Origin of the sequence: Novosphingobium sp. 1529 (genome assembly GCF_040544855.1) — a bacterium.
GTDB lineage: Bacteria > Pseudomonadota > Alphaproteobacteria > Sphingomonadales > Sphingomonadaceae > Novosphingobium > Novosphingobium capsulatum.
Genome location: NZ_JBEPKW010000005.1, coordinates 142,772 through 161,721, shown reverse-complemented (window position 1 = coordinate 161,721; position 18,950 = coordinate 142,772). Strand labels below are relative to the sequence as shown.

Below are 18,950 nucleotides of genomic sequence, written 5' to 3'. Positions count from 1 at the left end.
CCATGCGCCGCGCCTATGTTCCTACCGGCCTGTCGCGCCAGCCCTGGGGCGTGCTGCTGCCGCTGCTGATGCTGGTGTGCTTTGGCGGGGCCGTGCTCTATTCGGCGGCCGGCGGGCATTTCCAGCCCTGGGCGCTGATGCACGTCGCCCGCTTCTTCGTGTTCCTGACCATGGCCATGGTGCTGGCGCGGGTGCCGCAGGATTGGTTCCGGCGGGCCGCCCTGCCCCTCTATGGCCTGCTTTGCGTGCTGCTGGTGTTGGTGGAACTGATCGGTGGCATCGGCGGGGGCAGCCAGCGCTGGCTAAACCTCGGGTTCATGACGCTGCAACCCTCGGAACTGATGAAGCCGGGCATCGTGCTGGTGCTCGCCTGGTTCTACAGCGTGCTGCCGACGGGCGAAACACGTAGCTGGCGCGCCGTGGCGCCGGCCATGGGCCTGCTTGGCTTTCCCGCCGCTTTCGTCATGCTCCAGCCTGATCTGGGCACGGCGCTCGCCATCTGCTTTGGCGGGGTGGTGGTGATGTTCCTGGCCGGCCTGCCGCTGCGCTGGTTCCTGGGCGCGGGTGGCGCCGGGGCAGTGATCGCACCGCTGGCGTTCTTCTTTGCCCTGCACGATTATCAGCGCAAGCGCGTGCTGGTGTTCATGGACCCGGAAAGCGATCCGCTGGGATCGGGTTATCACATCACCCAGTCCAAGATCGCGATCGGTTCGGGCGGATTTTTCGGCAAGGGTTTCGGCAATGGCTCGCAAAGCCATCTCGATTACCTGCCCGAAGCCCACACCGACTTCGTCTTTGCCACCATGGCCGAAGAATGGGGCATGCTGGGCGGCCTGTTCGTGCTGCTGGTGTTCGGTCTCATCATGCGCTGGGGCCTGAAAGTGGCGATGAACGCGCCTGACCGGTTTTCCCGCCTGCTGGCCGCGGGGATGACCGCGACGATCTTTTTCTATGCCTGCATCAACATGATGATGGTCATGGGCCTGGCGCCCGTGGTGGGCATTCCCTTGCCGTTCCTGAGCCACGGCGGCTCGTCGATGATGACCAACATGATCTGCATCGGCACGATCATGGCGGTCGATCGGTGGAGCCGGCGGAGTTCCACAGGTCTTTCCTAAAAAAGTTGAAATTGGGGCTTGGCAGGGGCGGAGAAATCGCTATTGGGGCCGCTCCCGGGCGGCGACGGTCGCTCGGGAACCCGGACGCATAGCTCAGTTGGTAGAGCAGCTGACTCTTAATCAGCGGGTCCTAGGTTCGAGCCCTAGTGCGTCCACCATCCTACTTCCGGTGCACCAACACCGGCCTGCCCGAACAGCAGGTGTGGACGCATAGCTCAGTTGGTAGAGCAGCTGACTCTTAATCAGCGGGTCCTAGGTTCGAGCCCTAGTGCGTCCACCATCCCTTCTTCCGGTGCCACTCACCGGCCTGCCACAACCGGCACGGACGCATAGCTCAGTTGGTAGAGCAGCTGACTCTTAATCAGCGGGTCCTAGGTTCGAGCCCTAGTGCGTCCACCACCGTTACCTGGCAGCAGACGCACCAGCGTCACCCCCCTTATCGCAGATCGAGAACCACGCGCCCTTCGATGGTGCCGGCGGTCATCCGTTCGAACGTGGCGTTGATATCCTCCAGCTTCACCGTTTCCACCGTAGCGCGCACCTTGCCTGCGGCGGCAAAGTCCAGCGCCTCGATCAGGTCGAGCCGCGTGCCCACGATCGAGCCGCGCACGGTGATGCCGCCCAGCACGGTATTGAAGATCAACAGCGGGAAATCGCCCGGTGGCAGGCCGGTCAGCACCACAGTGCCGCCGCGCGCGGCCATGCCCAGTGCCTGTTCGAAGGCCTTGCGCGATACGGCGGTGACCAGCACGCCTTGCGCGCCGCCACAGTGGGCCTGAACGAACGCAGCGGCATCGTCCTGCACGGCGTTGACGGTAAGCTCAGCGCCCAGCCGGCGGGCAAGATCGAGCTTCGCCTCGTCCACATCCACCGCGATCACCTTGCGGCCCATGGCCTTGGCATATTGCACCGCCATGTGCCCCAGCCCGCCGATGCCCGAAATGGCCACCCAGTCACCGGGCTTGGTATCGGTCATCTTGAGGCCCTTGTAGACCGTGACCCCGGCGCACAGGATCGGGGCGACTTCCACCAGATCGAGCCCGGCAGGAATGTGGCCGACATAGGCGGCATCGGCCAGGGCATATTCGGCAAAGCCGCCGTTCACCGAATAGCCGGTGTTCTGCTGCTCGTGGCACAGGGTTTCCCAGCCGCCCAGGCAATGCGGGCAATGGCCGCAGGCCGAATGCAGCCAGGGCACGCCCACGCAATCGCCTTCCTTCACACCCACCACGCCCGGCCCCACGGCCACGACATGGCCCACGCCCTCGTGGCCGGGAATGAACGGTGGCTGGGGCTTGACCGGCCAATCGCCACAGGCGGCGTGCAAATCGGTGTGGCACACCCCGCAGGTCGCGATCCGCACCAGCACCTGGCCAGGGCCGGGCTGCGGGATGGGCACGCGCTCGATCGTCAGCGGTTGCCCAAAGGCATGCACCACGGCGGCTTTCATCGTTTCGGCCATTGCCATTCTCCATGTTTCGCCAATGACATGGAGAATGGCATGAACTGCCAGGGGCGGCTTTGGCCTCGATCAACGATGATCATGTGCCAGCGTAAAGGCACTGACGGAACGGCGTAGCGCGGGGCCCTTCGACAAGCTCAGGGCGAATGGGGAATTTGCAGAATTTCCCCTGCTCCGAAGAAGGATAGTGATCCGTTCGGGCTGAGCTTGTCGAAGCCCGTACCTAGCCGAGCGTTTCAGCCCATCGTGCCGAACTTTCCAGCCTGGAAATCGGCATAGGCCTGGTGAATTTCGGCCACGCTGTTCATCACGAAGGGCCCGTGCGACACGATCGGCTCGTCGATCGGATCGGCATGGCCCAGCAGGATAACGCTATCTTCCTGCGCCACCAGGTCTAGGCGGTCGCCCGGCGTCAATTCCACCAGGTTGAAGGCTGGTGCCACCGTGCCATCCACGGCAATGCTGCCGCGCACGACATAGAGGAACACGTCGCGCCCCTGCAGCCCCTCGGTCACCAGCGTGCCTCCGGCATCGAGATAGGCGAAGCTCATGAACACGCCGGTCAACGATGCGACTGGCCCTGTGGCTCCGCCGCGTGTGCCCGAAACCAGATGCACGCGCACGCGCCCGGCGTCTTCGGTCAACACCGGCACGCCATCGGCCTGCACCCCGGTATAGCGCGGCGCGGTCATCTTGAGGCGGGCCGGCAGATTGACCCACAACTGTAGGATTTCCACCGCCCCGCCCCGGCGCTTGAAATCGTCTAACGAGATTTCGGCATGGATCAGGCCGCTGCCGGCCGTCATCCACTGCACCCCGCCGGCGTGGATCGTGCTTTCGTGCCCGCCGGTGTCGCGGTGGGTCAACTCGCCGGTGAGGATGAAGGTGACCGTTTCAAAGCCGCGATGCGGATGCGGCCCGAATGGCAGGCCCCGGTTGGGCGAAGGATAGACCTGCGGCCCATGGTGGTTGAGGAACAGGAACGCGCCAAGATGATCGAGCGCGGGCCCCGGCAGAGGGCGGCGGGTGACAAGATCGCCGATGTCATCCCGATGGGCGGGATGCAGGCGGTGAATGGTGCAGGCTTTCTCAGTCATGCCCCATGATACGACCAAGCGCCGGAAAAGACGCAAGGAAAAAGGGGCGGCGTGCCCTCCCCGGCGCGCCACCCCTTCCCTTTTCAGCCGCGGGGCTGATCAGTAAGCCAGAACCAGCGTGGCAATCGCGGCGCGCGGGGCACCGATCTGCACATTGGTATAGCTACCGGTATAGCTCACCTGGTTGTTGAACGTGCCCGAGAACCCACCCGCATAATACTGGTTGAACAGGTTGGTCACGTTGAGCTGGAGATAGGACCGGTCGTTGAGACCGACCGCGCCCAGCGCCATGCGCGCATCGAGATCGACAAGGGTGTAGGACGGCGTCTTGGCGCCATAGGCCACCGTGGTCGTACCCGCGAGGTAATAGGGCGTGTTCTGATCGTTGACATAGCGCGGACCGGTGCGCTTGACCTGAACGCCCAGGGTGAAGGGCTGGAAATTGCCCGCCAGGCGCGCGCCAACCGTGGTGATCGGCACGGCGGATTCGAACTTGCCAGCGGTGGCCAGTTCGCCGGTGGGCGAATCGACATTGTCCTTGATCCGCGAATGCAGCCACGAGCCAAAGACATAGCCGCTCACGTGCGAGGTGAAGCGGTACGACACGTTGGCATCGATACCATAGCGATCGACGGTGCCCAGGTTGGTGTAGATCGCGGTGTTGGCGTCAGGCTGATAGGCCGTGCCCAGGCGGTTGGTGAAGTGGGTGTACCACAGGTCTGCCTGCGCCTGGAGCGGGCCGCTGGTACGGCGGAAGCCAAGGTCGAAGTTGTCGGTCTTTTCCGGGTCCACCAGGCCGGCATTGCTGCCATTGGCAAAGTAGAACGACTGATAGAGCGAGGTCGTCTGCGGAACAGACATGCCCTTGGAGTAATTGAAGAAGATCTGGCCGGCGCTGGGCAGGTCATAGGTCACGCCCAGGCTGGGCAGCACGGCATTGTAGTTATAGGTGCGGCGTTGCGGCGAAACCGCGCTGGGGTTGGCCGCGGCATAGGTTGCCGCCGATGCGCCGAACACGCAGCTTACGCCGCCGCTGCTGCTGCGGGTGAAGCAGTCGTTGGTGAGGTCGCGGTGCATGAACGGCGCGCGCAGGCCGGCATTCACTTTCAGGCGGTTGTCCATGAAGCTGCCGCGATATTCGGCCGAAACCTGGTTGAGCAACGCGATCGAGCGCGTGTCACGCTTTTCCACCACGTTGCCCGCGCCATCGGCGAGCGGATCGTTGACCGGCGAGATCAGCACCGGCGAGCCATCGCTGTTGAGCATGCCGAGTTCGCCGGTCTGCGAAATGACCGAGCGGGCAAAGGCATAGGCAATACGCACGGCCTGGCGGCTGTCGATGTCATAGCGCATCGAGGTGGTCAGCGCGATGCGGTGCGTGGTCGTCTGGCTGGGCGCCAGCAGGCGCACCTTGTCCAGCGTATCGCCGTCGCCGTTGAGATCCTCACCCAGGTAATAGCTGCCGTTGAGATAGCCGGTCATCCCGGCCGAGGTGCCTTCCGAGGCCACAACCGTGCCGCCGCCATTGGCCTTGGTCCACTGATAGCTGGGGTCGATCGTCCACACCAGGCCTGGCGCCAGCGTCAGGCGCGCGCTGCCGCGCAGGTTGAGCAACTGCGCCGGGTTGACGCGATAGTCATAGGCCGAACCGCAGGTGTTGGCATTGTCGGCCGTGCCGGCATTGGCCGCCGCCGTGGTGCACGGCGCATAGTGGTAATAGCCGTTCTTGAAGCTCGTCGGGAAATAGGTGAAGCCGACGCCGGTGTCGGCCGTCAGCGGCACGTTCGACAGCGGGACCGAGCCCGAGAAGTTGTTTTCCGTGCCGACATAGGTGCCGGTCAGCGACAGGAAATCGCCATTGGCGCCCAGCGGTTGATAGATGCCGCCGTTGGCCTGTTCGCGCCGCACCTTGCCATAGTTGTTGAACGGCGAATCGTTGTGCGAGTGGCTGTATTCGCCATAGAGGCGCGTGCCAGCCGGTCCGATCGCGCCGCTGTCGACCATGCCCATCACGCGGTAGTAATTGTCAGTGCCCATCGCGCCCGATGCCTTGAGGTGGAAATCCTCGGTCGGCTTGTGCGAACGGATGTTGATGGTCGAGCCTGAGGCGGATGACGTCGGGCTGTCGACATCAGTCGTGCCGAAATTGACCGCAACCTGATCGATCACTTCGGAATCGAGCAGCTCGCCTGAATAGAGCGCATAGTTGCCATCATCGTTCAACGTCACGCCATCGATGGTTTCGGAAATGCGCGTGGCATCAAAGCCGCGGATCATCAGCGTGCCGCCGCTACCACCATAGGGATCGTTGTTCTGGAAGCTGACGCCAGGCAGGTAATTGATCATGTCGTTGATCGACTGGCCGGGCGTCTGCCGTTCGATCCAGGCCTGGCTGAGAATGGCCGAGGCCTTGCTGGTATCGGGATTGGCGACGCCGACGATGCCCTTCTGGGCCGTGCCGGTCACCACGATCTGGTTGCCGAAGTCCATGCTGCCGGTGGACTGGGCCAGCGCCGGCGCGGCCAGGCTCAGGCTTGCCAGGGCAAGCACGGTGGCGCTGGCGTGGGCCGCCAGGCGGTATTTTTGTTCGGTCATATTGCCTCCTTGAAACCGTGGCCGGATAAGGCGCAAATATGCCAGATTTGCTACAGCTATTCGGTATATACCGTTGATTTATTGTGATATTTTGGAATACAAAAGAAACACATGCAACGATCTCAGTTGCATATTGCAATGCAGCGAAATGATCATCGCATTGCAACAGTTTCACACGAATCCCGTCAATCAATCGTCATTCTTTTCTGCCAGCCAATCGGCATAGCGCGGCCGCGCCAGCTGGAACGAGGTATCGCTGCGGCTGTACCACGCCCCGTGCATGCGCGCGATCAGGCCCATGGCCATGGTATCGACGTAGAGGCGATCGACGTCGATGAAGCGGTCCTGGATATGGAAACGCACGACTTCGCCCAGCACGATCGTGCTTTGTCCCGCCTCGATCGCCTGATAGAGCCGGCATTCCATCGATACCGGGGCCGTAGCGATGCGATCAGGCGCAACCACGCTCGACGGCGCCAGCGACAGGGCGGCGTGTGCCGCTTCGTCAAATCCGGGCGGGGCATCGATGCAGGTAAAGTTCATCGCTTCCGCGTCATCTTCTGACACAAGGTTTACAACGAATTCCTTCGTTTCCAGGATATTGGCCGGGGTATCCTTGTGGCGGCCATCGGCCTGGCGCAGGAATCCGATCGTCAGCAAGGGCGGATCGGCGGCGACCATGTTGAAGAAGCTGAACGGCGCGGCATTGGCCGCCCCGGCGGCCGATCGCGTGGTCACCCACGCGATCGGCCGCGGCGTGACCGAGGCGCTCATCAGCTTGTAGCGATCACCCGCCGCCATCTGCGAAAAATCGAACTCCATCAGTTGTCTCCATCACGCGCCACGCCGCCGGCGCTCTTTGGGCCGCACGCCAGGCGCTGTCCATATGCCCGCGCGGCCACAACGCGCGAAGACCGCAAGCGGCACCATGGCCATCCCCGTCTGCCGCATGCTATGCATGCAGAAACATCATCATAAGCGAGGATCTTCATGCGCGCGTCCAGCCTTTCATTCCGCCGCCTGGCCGCTTCGGCGCTGGCCCTCCTCGCCGCCTCGTCGGCAGGCAGCGCGTTCGCGCAGCCCATGGCGCCCAGCAGCGCGCCTGCCTGCCCCGCCACGCCGGCCGCCCTGCCCCCGGCCTTTGCCGCGTGGAGCAATGCGACAACGCTGGAAAGCGCCACCGATCGCCCCGGCCTCGCCATGACCAAGATTGCGCCGGGGGAAGCAGAAGCGCTGACGCTGCACCCCATGGCCGAAGTGCACTATGCCTTGCCGCCGCAAAAGCCTGCGGCTCCGGGCACCTTCGGCGGCATGGTTGCCCTGCACGTCACCACCGCGGGCACCTATCGCGTGGCGCTCAGCGCCCCCGCCTGGGTCGATCTTGTCTCGGCCGGGGCCGCACTGCCCACCACCGCGCACGGGCATGGGCCGGATTGCAGCGGCATTCGCAAGATCATCGATTTCGCGCTGCAACCGGGCGACCATGTCGTGCAGATCGTGGGCAACGCCACCAGCACCATCACGGTTCTGGTCGTGCCGCAAGGCTGACCAATACTCACACAGCAATGTGATTCACACTCTTGCATATCACATTTCGATGTGACAATGCAGGTGCATGTCAAACGAACTCATCGAACGCGTCCGCAAGCTGGTGACCGAAGGCGGCATGTCGCGCGCAGGGCTTGCCCGCGCGGCCGGCCTGCACGCCAACACCCTGCGCGAATGCACCTCGCCCGGTTGGAATCCCACTGCCGACACGCTGGCCAAGCTGGAGCGGGTGTTGACCGAGGGCGACGACAGCCCCGCCATCGTGCCGATCGAAGAGATTATCGAGGAAGCGCGCAACGGGCGCATGTTCATCCTGGTGGATGACGAAGACCGTGAAAACGAAGGCGATCTGGTTATCCCGGGCCAGATGGCCACGCCCGACGCGATAAACTTCATGGCCACCCACGGGCGCGGGCTGATCTGCCTGACGCTGACCCGCGCGCGCGTCGAGGAACTTGGCCTCGAACTGATGAGCCGCAACAACGGCACGCGCCACGAAACCGCGTTCACCGTTTCGATCGAGGCGCGCGAAGGCGTGACCACGGGCATTTCCGCGCATGATCGCGCCCGCACCGTTACCGTGGCGATCGATCCGGCCAAGGGCCGCCATGACATCGTCACGCCCGGCCATGTCTTTCCGCTGATCGCACGCGATGGAGGCGTGCTGGTGCGCACCGGCCATACCGAAGCGGCGGTCGATATCTCGCGGCTGGCCGGGCTCAACCCCTCGGGTGTGATTTGCGAGATCATGAAGGACGATGGCACCATGGCCAGAATGGACGATCTCGTTCCATTTGCCCGGCGCCACGGCCTCAAGATCGGCACGATCCGCGACCTGATCGAATATCGCCGCCGGCATGACCATCTGGTGCAGAAGGTGGCCGAAGTGCCGTTCACGTCTGACTATGGCGGCGACTGGCGCGTGCTGACCTATCGCAACAAGGTGGATGGCACCGAAAGCCTGGTCCTGCAAAAGGGCCAGGTCATTCCCGGCACGCCCACGCTGGCGCGCGTCCATGCCTTTTCCGCGTTTGACGATCTGCTGGGCCGGGCCGGCGCGCGCAAGCGCACGTTGCAACGCGCGATGACCGAAATCGGCCGCGCCGGGGCCGGCGTGATCGTGCTGCTGTTCCCTACCGCAGACAGCGATCCCGTGCGTGGCGCCACGCCGGGCCAGGACATGGACCTGCGCGCCTATGGTATCGGCGCGCAGATCCTGGCAGATCTTGGCATCCACGACCTGGTCTTGCTGTCCAATTCCCACCACACGCCGATCGCGATCGAAGGCTATGGCCTCAACATCGTGGGCGAGCGCCCGATTCCAGCGGAGTAAGTTTCTTGGCCAAGTTCCTCATCGTTGAAGCCCGGTTCTACGCGCATCTCAACGACCAGCTCATCGCCGGCGCCCGCGCCGCGCTCAAGGCAGCCGGCCACAAGGCCGATGTCGTCACCGTTCCCGGCGCCCTGGAAATTCCGGCGGCGATTGCGCTGGCTGACCAGGACGGCAGCTATGATGGCTATGTCGCCATTGGCGTCGTGATCCGCGGCGAGACCTATCACTTTGAAATCGTGGCGGGTGAAAGCGCGCGCGGCATCATGGCGCTGACCATGGACGGCCTGCCGATTGGCAATGGCATCCTGACGGTCGAGAACGAAGCCCAGGCCCTGGTGCGCGCCGATCCGGCGCAGAAGGACAAGGGCGGCGAAGCGGCCAAGGCGGCCTTGGCGCTATACGATCTCAAGAAGAAGTGGGGCGACTGATCGCCTGAGGCGCCTCCCCGCAAAGCGGTGGAGGCTCCTCAATCTCCCCTACCGCTTGCGGGAGGGGTTTTCTTTTATACTCCCCTCCCGCTTGGGGGAGGGGCTGGGGGAGGGAATGTTCCGAACGACATTCCAACACCCCCTCACCCAACCCTCTCCCCATTGGGGAGAGGGCTTTTTATGTCCGGATCAGGCGAGGCGGCCGAACGCGCCACGGCCGGCATAGCGCGCGGCCTGGCCCAGCTCTTCCTCGATACGGATCAGCTGGTTGTACTTGGCAAGCCGGTCGGAACGGGCGAGCGAGCCGGTCTTGATCTGGCCGCAGTTGGTGGCCACTGCCAGGTCGGCAATGGTCGCGTCTTCGGTTTCGCCCGAACGGTGGCTCATCACTGCGGTATAGCCCGCGCGCTGCGCGATGCTGACCGCTTCGAGCGTTTCGGTGAGCGTGCCGATCTGGTTGACCTTGACCAGCAGCGAGTTGGCCAGCCCCTTGCCGATGCCCATTTCCAGGCGCTTGGGGTTGGTCACGAACAGATCGTCGCCGACCAGCTGCACGCGCTTGCCGATCTTGCTGGTGAGCGCTGCCCAACCTTCGAAATCGTCTTCGGCCATGCCGTCTTCGATCGAGAGGATCGGATAGGCATCGCACAGCGCGGCGAGGTAATCGGCCATGGCATCGGGGCTGAGCGAGAGGCCTTCGCCGCTGATTTCATACTTGCCGTTGCGGAAGAATTCGGTGCTGGCGCAGTCGAGCGCCAGAACCATGTCTTCGCCCGGCTTGAACCCGGCCTTTTCGATCGAGGCCATCACGAAATCGAGCGCATCGCGCGTGCTGGCAAGGTTGGGGGCAAAGCCGCCTTCGTCGCCCACGGCAGTCGCCAGGCCCTTGTCCTTGAGCCCCTTCTTGAGGGTGTGGAACACTTCCGCGCCCCAGCGCACGGCTTCGGCCAGGGTGGGCGCACCCACCGGCATGATCATGAATTCCTGGAAATCGATCGGGTTGTCGGCATGTTCGCCGCCGTTGATGATGTTCATCATCGGCACCGGCAGCACGTGCGACGACACGCCGCCAACATAGGAATAGAGCGGCAGGCCACGCGCATCGGCAGCGGCCTTGGCCACGGCGAGCGAGGTGCCGAGAATGGCGTTGGCGCCGATGCGGCCCTTGTTCTCGGTGCCGTCCAGTTCGATCATCGCCATGTCGATGTCGCGCTGGTCTTCGGCGTCGAGGCCGAGCAGGACTTCGCTGATCTCGTCGTTGACGGCGTCGACCGCCTTGGTCACGCCCTTGCCCAGATAGCGGCTCTTGTCGCCATCACGCAGTTCGACTGCTTCGTGCGCGCCAGTCGAGGCGCCGGACGGCACGGCGGCGCGGCCGAACGAGCCATCGTCAAGGAGAACGTCGACTTCGACGGTGGGATTGCCCCGGCTGTCGAGAATTTCGCGGGCGTGAATATCGATGATCGCGGTCATGATCGGCTTCCCTTGGCTTTCGGTGGCCGGCCCCCAGTGGGCCTGCTTCCAGCAGCGAACGACGGTGTAACTATCCAGGGCAAGTTTCTCTGGACTTCACCGGCCTGCCGGGCTCCTATCGGGTGGAACCTTGGCAAGCAAGCGGCGTTGGCTTGCAAGATGGCGTAGAGCGGCAAATAATGCCGCAGTGCAACACCTGAACGCCGCCCGATCCATGGCCCATGCAGGGCATACGATTGTGGCATACGAATTTGTCGAAAGAGAAAGGGATTCTCATGGCCGACACCGCACCTGAAACCAACGAAACCGAAGCTGCCATCAAGGATGCCGGCGCCGATCTGGTGGATGCCGGCACCAAGGCGGCCGATGCCGTCGACGTGAAGGCGCACGACCTGGCCGCCACGGCACGCGATCTGGCTGAAAAGGCCAAGACCCGCTTTGCCCAGGCCGTGGACGAAGCACGCAGCAGCGCCGAAACGCTCAAGGCCGAGGCACTGGAAAAGAGCCAGGTCTACAAGGACAAGGCGACCGACACCGCCGCGCAGTGGTCTGACGAGGCCAAGGCTCTGGCCGCGCAGGCCAAGGACAAGGGCGCCGATCTGGCGCACGATGGCAAGGCCAAGGCCAGCGAAGCGCTGGCTGCCGTGGGCAAGGCCATTGCCGGTTCGGCCGACGCAATCGATGAAAAGCTTGGCGTCAAGTATGGCGACTATGCCCGCACCGCTGGCAAGAGCGTGGAAGACACCGCCGACAAGCTCGCATCAAAGGACTTTGCCGAACTGGGTGAAGACGTGAAGACCTTCGTGCGCAAGAGCCCGGCCACCGCGCTTGGCATCGCGGCCGTGACCGGCTTCGTGCTGGCCCGCCTGTTCCGCGGTGGCGACAGCACGGATGCCTGACAGCAGCGAGGCCACGCCGCTGGCCGCGCGACTCGAAGCGCTGTTCCGCCAGGGTGAAGCCGTTCTCGGCGCCGAGATGGCCTATCAGAAGGCGCGCGTTGGCTTTGGCTGGAGCCGGGGCAAACGCGTGGCCATCTATCTGCTCCTGGCTGGCGCGTTCGGCGGTTTGACCTTGGTGGCGCTGGTGGTGGGCCTGCTCATTGCGCTGGCGCCACTGTTGACGGCCTGGGGGGCGCTGGCCGTGGTCGGCCTGGGCCTCATGCTGCTCAGCGGCCTGTGCTTCCGCGCCGCCGTGCGCGCGTTTCGCGATGCGCGCGATACGGTGCTGGGTAAGCCCACCCGGGCAGAAGCGGCAGTGGTTGCTGCCGTAGAGCAGGAGAACGCCATGCAGGAAACAGCGGCATGAGCGCCGAGGAAACCCTGCTGGCCGCCGCCCAGGCGCGCGCGCAGGCCTGGCAAGACATGCGATCGGAACTTGTCGGTCTCAAGGATGACTTGGCCGCGCGCCCCCTGGGGCAGCGACTGCGTGATCGCCTGATCGACGAAATGGTGGAAGCCATCGACGGCGCCGGCACGGTGATCAAGGATACCGCACCGGCGCTGATCATTACCCTGGTGGTGCTCGCAGGCTGGACCTTGCGCGAGCCGCTGATGGCCCTTGGCCAATGGCTGTGGGACAAGCGGCCGAGCGGATGGTTCGGCAAGCGCGAAAATCGCAAGTGGGGGCGCAAAACTGGAGGATTATGGTGAGCGACGACACGAAGCAGACGCCTGAACTGACCCCGGTAGTGCCGGCGCAGGACGACGATAGTAGCCAGGCGAGCGATCGCGTGGCCCAGGCCCGCGCCAAGGCTGCGGAGGTGGGCAGCACCGTGCGCCAGGTGGTGGAGCAGCACCCTCTGGCGGCGCTGGCCGGTGGCATCGCGCTTGGCCTGGTCGTCGGCAAGCTGGCCACGCGCAGCCGCAAGCCGACTGCCGCCTCAACCTTTGCCAGCCTGGCCGAACCGGCCGAGCAGGTCGCCGCCGGGCTCGGCAAGAAAGCCAGCACGCTGGCGACGCTGGCGGCAGAGATCGCCCTTGCCTATGCCGCAAAGGCGGCCGATGCCGGCCGCGAAGGCGTGCACAAGCTGGAAGACATCGGCAGCGAAGCCGGCGGCAAGCTGGCCGGGGGTGCCGGCGAAGCACGCAAGAAGGCGACTGATCTGGCCGAAGTGGCTGCCAACGCCGCACGCGAGGCGGCCGACGTGGCGCTGACGAAGGCCAGCGAACTGGCCGCCCGTCTCAAGCGCTGAGCACGCCCGCCCTGCCCCCAGCGCCGTTTTGCGCAAATGCCCGTGCGCAGGTTGCAAATGTGCAGCCGCGCACGGGTCTTGCGCAAAGCCGCACAGTTTGCCATCGGCTTTTGGCATCCTCCCAGGGAAGGGCCACAATGCAGAAACTCCATCTCGTGATGGGCGGCCGGGTGAAAGACCCGCAGACGCTCGATTTCGTCGATCTCAAAGCCATCGATCTCGTCGGTGTCTATGCCGATTATGCCGCGGCCGAAGAAGCCTGGCGTTCGGCAGCGCAGCGCACCGTTGACGATGCCGAAATGCGCTATGTGGTGGTCCACCTCCACAAGCTGCTCGATCCGGCACAAAGCGACGCCTGATCGCAGCGCGATCGCGCCAATGCAAAAAGCCCCCGGAAACAGCAGTTTCCGGGGGCTTTTTGATGACTTTGCGCAGGATCGATTCAGATGAACTCGATCTTCTGCACCAGGTAGAACTTGTCGCCCGAGGGAACCGTGACTTCGATTTCCTCGTCCACCTTGCGACCGATCAGCGCGCGGCCGAGCGGTGAATTGTAGCTGATGCGGCCACGCTTCGCGTCGGCCTCGGCCTGGCCCACGATCTGGTAGCGCACCGGCTTTTCATCATCGTCGAGCAGCGTCACCGTGGCGCCAAACACGATGCGGTCACCCGACAAAGTGGTGGGATCGATGATGTGCGCGCGGCTGATCTTGTCTTCGAGATCGGCGATCGTCGCTTCAACCTGCCCCTGGCGTTCCTTGGCGGCATGGTATTCGGCATTTTCGGAAAGATCGCCGTGGGCGCGTGCTTCCTCGATGGCGTCTACGATCCGGGGACGCTCCTCGCGCAGCAGCTTGAGCTCGGCAGTCAGCTTTTCATAGCCTTCCTGGAGCATCGGCAGCTTTTCAACACTGGCCATCCGTAATCCTTCTCTTTCAATTCCCTGGCCCAATGGGTTCGAGGGAAAACCGTTCCCCCGCCGGGCTGGAAACCAGCCTGGCCACGTTCAGCCGCGATGGGCAACGCTGTGGGAGGGGAACCCTTGGACGATCAACGATAATAGTCTTGCAGCGACTTCACTTCAAGTTCGGCACTGCGCAAAGCCTCGATCGCCTCTGCCGCAGCCACCGATGCGGTGGCCGTGGTGAAGTAGGGAACCTTGCCATTGAGCGCCGATGCACGGATCGAAGCGGAGTCCTTGTGGCTTTGCCAGCCTTCGGTCGTGTTGAAAATAAGGGCAATCTCGCCATCGATGATACGATCGACGATGTGCGGGCGGCCTTCGGCCACCTTGTTGACCTGTTCCACGTTCACGCCATTGTCGGCCAGATAGCGGGCGGTACCGCCAGTGGCGACAATCTTGAAACCCATCGCCGCCAGCTTGCGCACGCCGGGCAGGACCACCGGCTTGTCGGTATCCTTGACCGAGACGAACAGCGTGCCACCCTGCGGCAGGCGGGTGCTGGCGCCCAGCTGCGCCTTGGCAAAGGCCATGCCGAAGTTCTCGTCGATTCCCATGACTTCGCCGGTGGACTTCATTTCCGGCGAGAGCACCGGATCGACGCCGGGGAAGCGCGCAAACGGGAACACCGCTTCCTTGACTGCCATGTAATCGATGTCGCGGCGGATTTCAGGCAGATCGGCCAGGCGTTCGCCGGCCATCACGCGGGCGGCATACTTGGCAATGGGCTGGCCCACGGCCTTGGCCACGAACGGCACGGTGCGGCTGGCGCGCGGGTTCACCTCGATCAGGTAAACATCGCCATCCTTGACCGCGAACTGGATGTTCATCAGGCCGCGCACCTTGAGCGCCTGGGCCAGCAGAACCGCCTGCCGCTCCATTTCGGCAACGATTTCGGCCGGCAGGTTGTAAGGCGGCAGGGTGCAGGCGCTGTCACCCGAATGGATGCCGGCTTCCTCGATGTGCTGCAGCACACCGGCCACGCGCACGGTTTCGCCATCGGCCAGCGCATCGACATCGCATTCGATCGCATCGCGCAGATACTGGTCGATCAGGACCGGGCTATCGCCCGAAACCTGCACCGCCGTGGCGATGTAGTCTTCCAACTGGGCCTGGCTGTCGACGATTTCCATGGCGCGGCCGCCCAGCACGTAGCTGGGGCGGATCAGCACGGGATAGCCGATGCGGCTGGCCACAGCGATGGCTTCGTCGCGGCTGCGGGCGATGCCATTGGCCGGCTGCTTGAGGCCCAACTGCTCGACCAGCGCGGCAAAGCGCTCGCGGTCTTCGGCCAGGTCGATCGCGTCGGGCGAGGTGCCCAGGATCGGGATGCCGGCGTCTTCCAGCGCCTGCGCCAGCTTGAGCGGGGTCTGCCCGCCAAACTGCACGATCACGCCGACCAGTTCCCCGGTGGAGCGCTCGACATCAAGGATTTCCAGCACGTCTTCGGCCGTCAGAGGCTCGAAATAGAGGCGGTCCGAGGTGTCATAGTCGGTGGAAACGGTTTCCGGGTTGCAGTTGACCATGATGGTCTCGAACCCGGCGTCTTCCAGCGCGAAGCAGGCGTGGCAGCAGCAATAGTCGAACTCGATGCCCTGGCCGATGCGGTTGGGGCCGCCACCCAGGATCACGATCTTGCGGCGATCGCTGGGCATGGCTTCGTTTTCGGGTTCGCCAAACAGGCCACCTTCATAGGTGGAATACATGTAGGGCGTGACCGCTTCGAATTCGGCGGCGCAGCTATCGATGCGCTTGAACACCGGGCGCACGCCCAGCTTGTGGCGCAGCTTGCGTACTTCGGCCTCGCTGGTGGCGCCAGCCATGGCCGAAACCACATCGTGGACCAGGCCCGAGCGGGCGTGGTTGGGGCTGCCGACCAGGCCCGCCGACCGCACCGCCAGCTTGGCCAAGCGCTTGTCGGAAAAGCCCATGCCCTTCAACCGGCGCATGCCTTCGGCCGTCACGGGCAGGCCGTGCTGGATCACCGCTTCTTCCTCGGCGATGATTTCGGCGATGTGGCGCAGGAACCAGGGTTCGTACTTGGTCACGGCGTGGACGTCTTCGACGCTGAAGCCTTCGCGGAAGGCCTGGCCGACCACGAGCAGGCGCTCGGGCGTGGCGCGGCTGAGCGCGGCGTTGATCTCGTCGCGCGTCGCGCCTTCAAGGGCATCATAGCGGTTGAAGCCGTCGAGGCCGGTTTCCAGCCCGCGCAGCGCCTTCTGCAGCGATTCCTTGAGGTTGCGGCCGATCGCCATGACTTCGCCGACCGACTTCATCGCCGTGGAGAGCAGCGGTTCGGAACCCTTGAACTTTTCAAAGGCAAAGCGCGGGATCTTGGTGACAACATAGTCGATCGTCGGTTCAAAGCTCGCCGGCGTGGCGCCGGTGATGTCATTGGTGATCTCGTCGAGGGTATAGCCTACCGCCAGCTTGGCCGCGACCTTGGCGATCGGGAAGCCGGTGGCCTTCGACGCCAGCGCCGAGGAGCGCGAGACGCGCGGGTTCATCTCGATCACGATCAGGCGCCCATCCTTGGGGTTGACCGCGAACTGCACGTTGGAACCGCCGGTTTCCACGCCGATCTCGCGAAGCACCGCGATCGATGCATTGCGCATGATCTGGTATTCCTTGTCGGTCAGCGTCAGCGCCGGGGCCACGGTGATCGAATCGCCGGTGTGCACGCCCATCGGATCGACGTTTTCGATCGAGCAGATGATGATGCAATTGTCGTTCCGGTCACGGACGACTTCCATCTCGTATTCCTTCCAGCCGAGGAGCGATTCCTCGATCAGGACTTCGGTGGTCGGCGATGCTTCCAGGCCACCGCGGACGATCTTGATGAACTCGTCCTTGTTGTAGGCAATGCCGCCGCCGGTGCCACCCAGGGTAAAGCTGGGGCGGATGATCGAAGGCAGGCCAGTGGTTTCCAGCACGGCGAGTGCTTCTTCCACGGTGTGGGCCACGCCCGACCGGGCCGATTCCAGCCCAATCTTGTCCATCGCGTCGCGGAACTTCTGGCGGTCTTCGGCCTTGTCGATCGCCTCGGCGTTGGCGCCGATCATCGTCACGCCATACTTTTCCAGCGTGCCGTCATTGGCCAGGGCCAGCGCCGTGTTGAGCGCGGTCTGCCCGCCCATCGTCGGCAGCACGGCATCGGGCCGTTCCTTGGCGATGATCTTGGCCACCACTTCGGGCGTGATCGGCTCCACATAGGTGGCGTCGGCCATTTCCGGGTCGGTCATGATCGTGGCCGGGTTGGAATTGACCAGGATGATGCGATAGCCCTCTTCCTTGAGCGCCTTGACCGCCTGCGTGCCCGAATAGTCGAACTCGCAAGCCTGGCCGATGATGATCGGCCCGGCGCCGATGATCAGGATCGAGGAGATGTCAGTGCGCTTGGGCATGGGTGGGCCTTTGTCTTTGTTCTGGCGTCAGCCGTGCCGGGCACGGCGAATGGGTTCGGAAACGATGGCTGGGCGATTAGCCCAGCATGCTCACGAACTTTTCAAACAGATAGAAGCTGTCCTGTGGGCCGGGTGAGGCTTCGGGGTGGTATTGCACGCCGAACGCCTTCTTGCCGGTGATCGCGATCCCGCAGTTGGAACCATCGAACAGCGAGACGTGGGTTTCGATCACGTTGGCAGGCAGCGAACCCGGCGCATTGTCCACGGCAAAGCCATGGTTCATCGAGGTGATTTCCACCACGCCGTCTTCGTTGCGCTTGACCGGATGATTGGCGCCGCGATGGCCCTGGTTCATCTTGGTGGTCTTGGCGCCGGCCGCCAGGCCGAGCATCTGGTGCCCGAGGCAAATGCCGAAGATCGGCACGTCGGCCGCGAGCAGTTGCTGGATCACCGGCACGGCATAGGCGCCGGTCGCGGCCGGGTCACCCGGACCGTTGGACAGGAACACGCCCGCCGGCTTGAGCGCCATGATCTCGTCAAACCCGGTCTGCGCCGGCACCACGGTCACGTCCGCCCCGGCCTTGACCAGGTTGCGGAAGATGTTGTCCTTGGCGCCGAAATCCATGGCGACGACGTGCGGGCGGCCAGTGCCTTCAGGGCGGGTATAGCCCTCGCCCAGATGCCAGACCGAACCCTGCCATTCTTCGCGGGCCTCGCGGCTGACCACGCGGGCGAGGTCAAGGCCTTCCAGGCCCTGCCAGGCGCGCGCCTTTTCCAGCAGCGCTTCCAGGTCGAACTGGCCTTCGGGGTTGTGGGCGATCACTGCGTTGGGCGCGCCCGACAAACGGATGCGGCGGGTCAGCGCGCGGGTATCGATGCCGGCCAGGCCAATGCGGCCCTGGCGCTCCATCCACTGCTGGAACGTGCCCTGGGCGCGGAAGTTGGCCGGCGCGGTCACGTCTTCGCGCACCACGCAGCCCACCGCGCCGGGCACACCATGGCTTTCCATGTCTTCGGCATTGGTGCCGACATTGCCGATGTGCGGGAACGTGAACGTGACGATCTGCGATGCATAGCTGGGATCGGTCATCACTTCCTGGTAGCCGGTCATCGCGGTGTTGAAGCACACCTCGCCGACGGCTTCACCCACGGCGCCAAAGCCTCGGCCCCAGGCGACCGAACCGTCGGCAAGGACGAGAACACCCGTCGATCCTTCTGGTTGGGACGCAAGCGAAAGGGCGGGGTCGGCCATTATGGGGGCGCTCCGTTGGCAGGGGTTCTGGCGATGTTGCTAAGGCCCGGCCGCTACGCTCCTATGGCCGCAGCGTCAACCTAGCGGT

At 64.1% G+C, this 18,950-nt stretch carries 17 protein-coding genes and 3 tRNA genes; 12 read left to right on the top strand and 8 right to left on the bottom strand.

Annotated elements, in window-relative coordinates; translation table 11 throughout:
• Positions 1–2 precede the first annotated feature (2 nt).
• From rodA to ABIC78_RS12430, 4 genes are all read left to right on the top strand, one after another.
• On the top strand, positions 3–1,118 hold the full coding sequence (gene rodA / locus ABIC78_RS12445) for a rod shape-determining protein RodA (RefSeq protein ID WP_054131221.1): 1,116 nt from the start codon (positions 3–5) through the stop codon (positions 1,116–1,118).
• A gap of 82 nt (positions 1,119–1,200) precedes the next feature.
• Positions 1,201–1,276: transfer RNA gene (locus ABIC78_RS12440), tRNA-Lys, on the top strand.
• 46 nt (positions 1,277–1,322) lie between these two features.
• Positions 1,323–1,398: transfer RNA gene (locus ABIC78_RS12435), tRNA-Lys, on the top strand.
• Between the two features lie 43 nt (positions 1,399–1,441).
• A tRNA-Lys gene (locus tag ABIC78_RS12430) sits at positions 1,442–1,517 on the top strand.
• Positions 1,518–1,554: 37 nt separating this feature from the next.
• Here ABIC78_RS12430 and adhP read toward each other — a convergent pair.
• The 4 genes from adhP to ABIC78_RS12410 form a co-directional block, all read right to left on the bottom strand.
• Positions 1,555–2,580 carry an alcohol dehydrogenase AdhP gene (gene adhP / locus ABIC78_RS12425; RefSeq protein WP_354489975.1) on the bottom strand — a complete coding sequence of 342 codons (1,026 nt, stop codon included), beginning with the start codon at positions 2,578–2,580 and terminating at the stop codon, positions 1,555–1,557.
• A gap of 236 nt (positions 2,581–2,816) precedes the next feature.
• Positions 2,817–3,677: a pirin family protein gene (locus tag ABIC78_RS12420; protein WP_354489973.1), complete on the bottom strand. Its 861-nt coding sequence runs from the start codon at positions 3,675–3,677 to the stop codon at positions 2,817–2,819.
• Positions 3,678–3,776: 99 nt separating this feature from the next.
• Positions 3,777–6,272, bottom strand: coding sequence for a TonB-dependent receptor (locus ABIC78_RS12415; protein ID WP_354489971.1), 2,496 nt, complete (start codon positions 6,270–6,272; stop codon positions 3,777–3,779).
• A gap of 189 nt (positions 6,273–6,461) precedes the next feature.
• The gene (locus tag ABIC78_RS12410) at positions 6,462–7,094 is read right to left on the bottom strand and encodes a flavin reductase family protein (protein ID WP_354489969.1); all 633 of its coding nucleotides are present in this window, start codon (positions 7,092–7,094) and stop codon (positions 6,462–6,464) included.
• A 168-nt stretch (positions 7,095–7,262) separates the two neighbouring features.
• Between ABIC78_RS12410 and ABIC78_RS12405 the strand changes: the two genes are divergently transcribed.
• From ABIC78_RS12405 to ribH, 3 genes are all read left to right on the top strand, one after another.
• Positions 7,263–7,820: a homogentisate 1,2-dioxygenase gene (locus tag ABIC78_RS12405; RefSeq protein ID WP_354489967.1), complete on the top strand. Its 558-nt coding sequence runs from the start codon at positions 7,263–7,265 to the stop codon at positions 7,818–7,820.
• Between the two features lie 67 nt (positions 7,821–7,887).
• The gene (gene ribB / locus ABIC78_RS12400) at positions 7,888–9,153 is read left to right on the top strand and encodes a 3,4-dihydroxy-2-butanone-4-phosphate synthase (protein WP_107715590.1); all 1,266 of its coding nucleotides are present in this window, start codon (positions 7,888–7,890) and stop codon (positions 9,151–9,153) included.
• Between the two features lie 5 nt (positions 9,154–9,158).
• Positions 9,159–9,581, top strand: a complete 423-nt coding sequence (ribH, locus tag ABIC78_RS12395) for a 6,7-dimethyl-8-ribityllumazine synthase (RefSeq protein ID WP_062782226.1) — start codon at positions 9,159–9,161, stop codon at positions 9,579–9,581.
• 189 nt (positions 9,582–9,770) lie between these two features.
• On the opposite strand, the gene eno is transcribed toward ribH, so the two are convergent.
• A complete protein-coding gene (eno, locus tag ABIC78_RS12390) occupies positions 9,771–11,054 on the bottom strand; it encodes a phosphopyruvate hydratase (RefSeq protein WP_022677770.1) in 1,284 nt (427 codons plus the stop codon).
• 275 nt (positions 11,055–11,329) lie between these two features.
• On the opposite strand from eno, the gene ABIC78_RS12385 reads away from it, so the two are divergent.
• The 5 genes from ABIC78_RS12385 (at position 11,330) to ABIC78_RS12365 (ending at position 13,604) form a co-directional block, all read left to right on the top strand.
• Positions 11,330–11,953, top strand: a complete 624-nt coding sequence (locus tag ABIC78_RS12385; protein ID WP_062782224.1) for a hypothetical protein — start codon at positions 11,330–11,332, stop codon at positions 11,951–11,953.
• Positions 11,946–12,359 (top strand): hypothetical protein, encoded by a 414-nt coding sequence (locus ABIC78_RS12380; protein ID WP_062782221.1) that lies wholly within the window; start codon positions 11,946–11,948, stop codon positions 12,357–12,359. The genes ABIC78_RS12385 and ABIC78_RS12380 overlap by 8 nt, the downstream gene beginning before the upstream one ends.
• On the top strand, positions 12,356–12,703 hold the full coding sequence (locus ABIC78_RS12375; RefSeq protein WP_354489963.1) for a hypothetical protein: 348 nt from the start codon (positions 12,356–12,358) through the stop codon (positions 12,701–12,703). Before ABIC78_RS12380 ends, ABIC78_RS12375 begins: the two co-directional genes overlap by 4 nt.
• Positions 12,700–13,245 (top strand): hypothetical protein, encoded by a 546-nt coding sequence (locus ABIC78_RS12370; RefSeq protein ID WP_354489961.1) that lies wholly within the window; start codon positions 12,700–12,702, stop codon positions 13,243–13,245. Before ABIC78_RS12375 ends, ABIC78_RS12370 begins: the two co-directional genes overlap by 4 nt.
• A 137-nt stretch (positions 13,246–13,382) precedes the next feature.
• Positions 13,383–13,604 (top strand): DUF4170 domain-containing protein, encoded by a 222-nt coding sequence (locus ABIC78_RS12365; protein WP_022677775.1) that lies wholly within the window; start codon positions 13,383–13,385, stop codon positions 13,602–13,604.
• An 83-nt stretch (positions 13,605–13,687) separates the two neighbouring features.
• On the opposite strand, the gene greA is transcribed toward ABIC78_RS12365, so the two are convergent.
• The 3 genes from greA to carA all read right to left on the bottom strand — a co-directional run bounded on the left by greA (position 13,688) and on the right by carA (position 18,862).
• A complete protein-coding gene (gene greA / locus ABIC78_RS12360; protein WP_022677776.1) occupies positions 13,688–14,164 on the bottom strand; it encodes a transcription elongation factor GreA in 477 nt (158 codons plus the stop codon).
• A gap of 131 nt (positions 14,165–14,295) precedes the next feature.
• Entirely contained in the window at positions 14,296–17,610 is a 3,315-nt protein-coding gene (carB, locus tag ABIC78_RS12355; RefSeq protein WP_354489958.1) for a carbamoyl-phosphate synthase large subunit, read from the bottom strand.
• A 76-nt stretch (positions 17,611–17,686) separates the two neighbouring features.
• Complete coding sequence (gene carA / locus ABIC78_RS12350) at positions 17,687–18,862, bottom strand: glutamine-hydrolyzing carbamoyl-phosphate synthase small subunit (RefSeq protein ID WP_354489956.1); 1,176 nt, start codon at positions 18,860–18,862, stop codon at positions 17,687–17,689.
• Positions 18,863–18,950 lie beyond the last annotated feature (88 nt).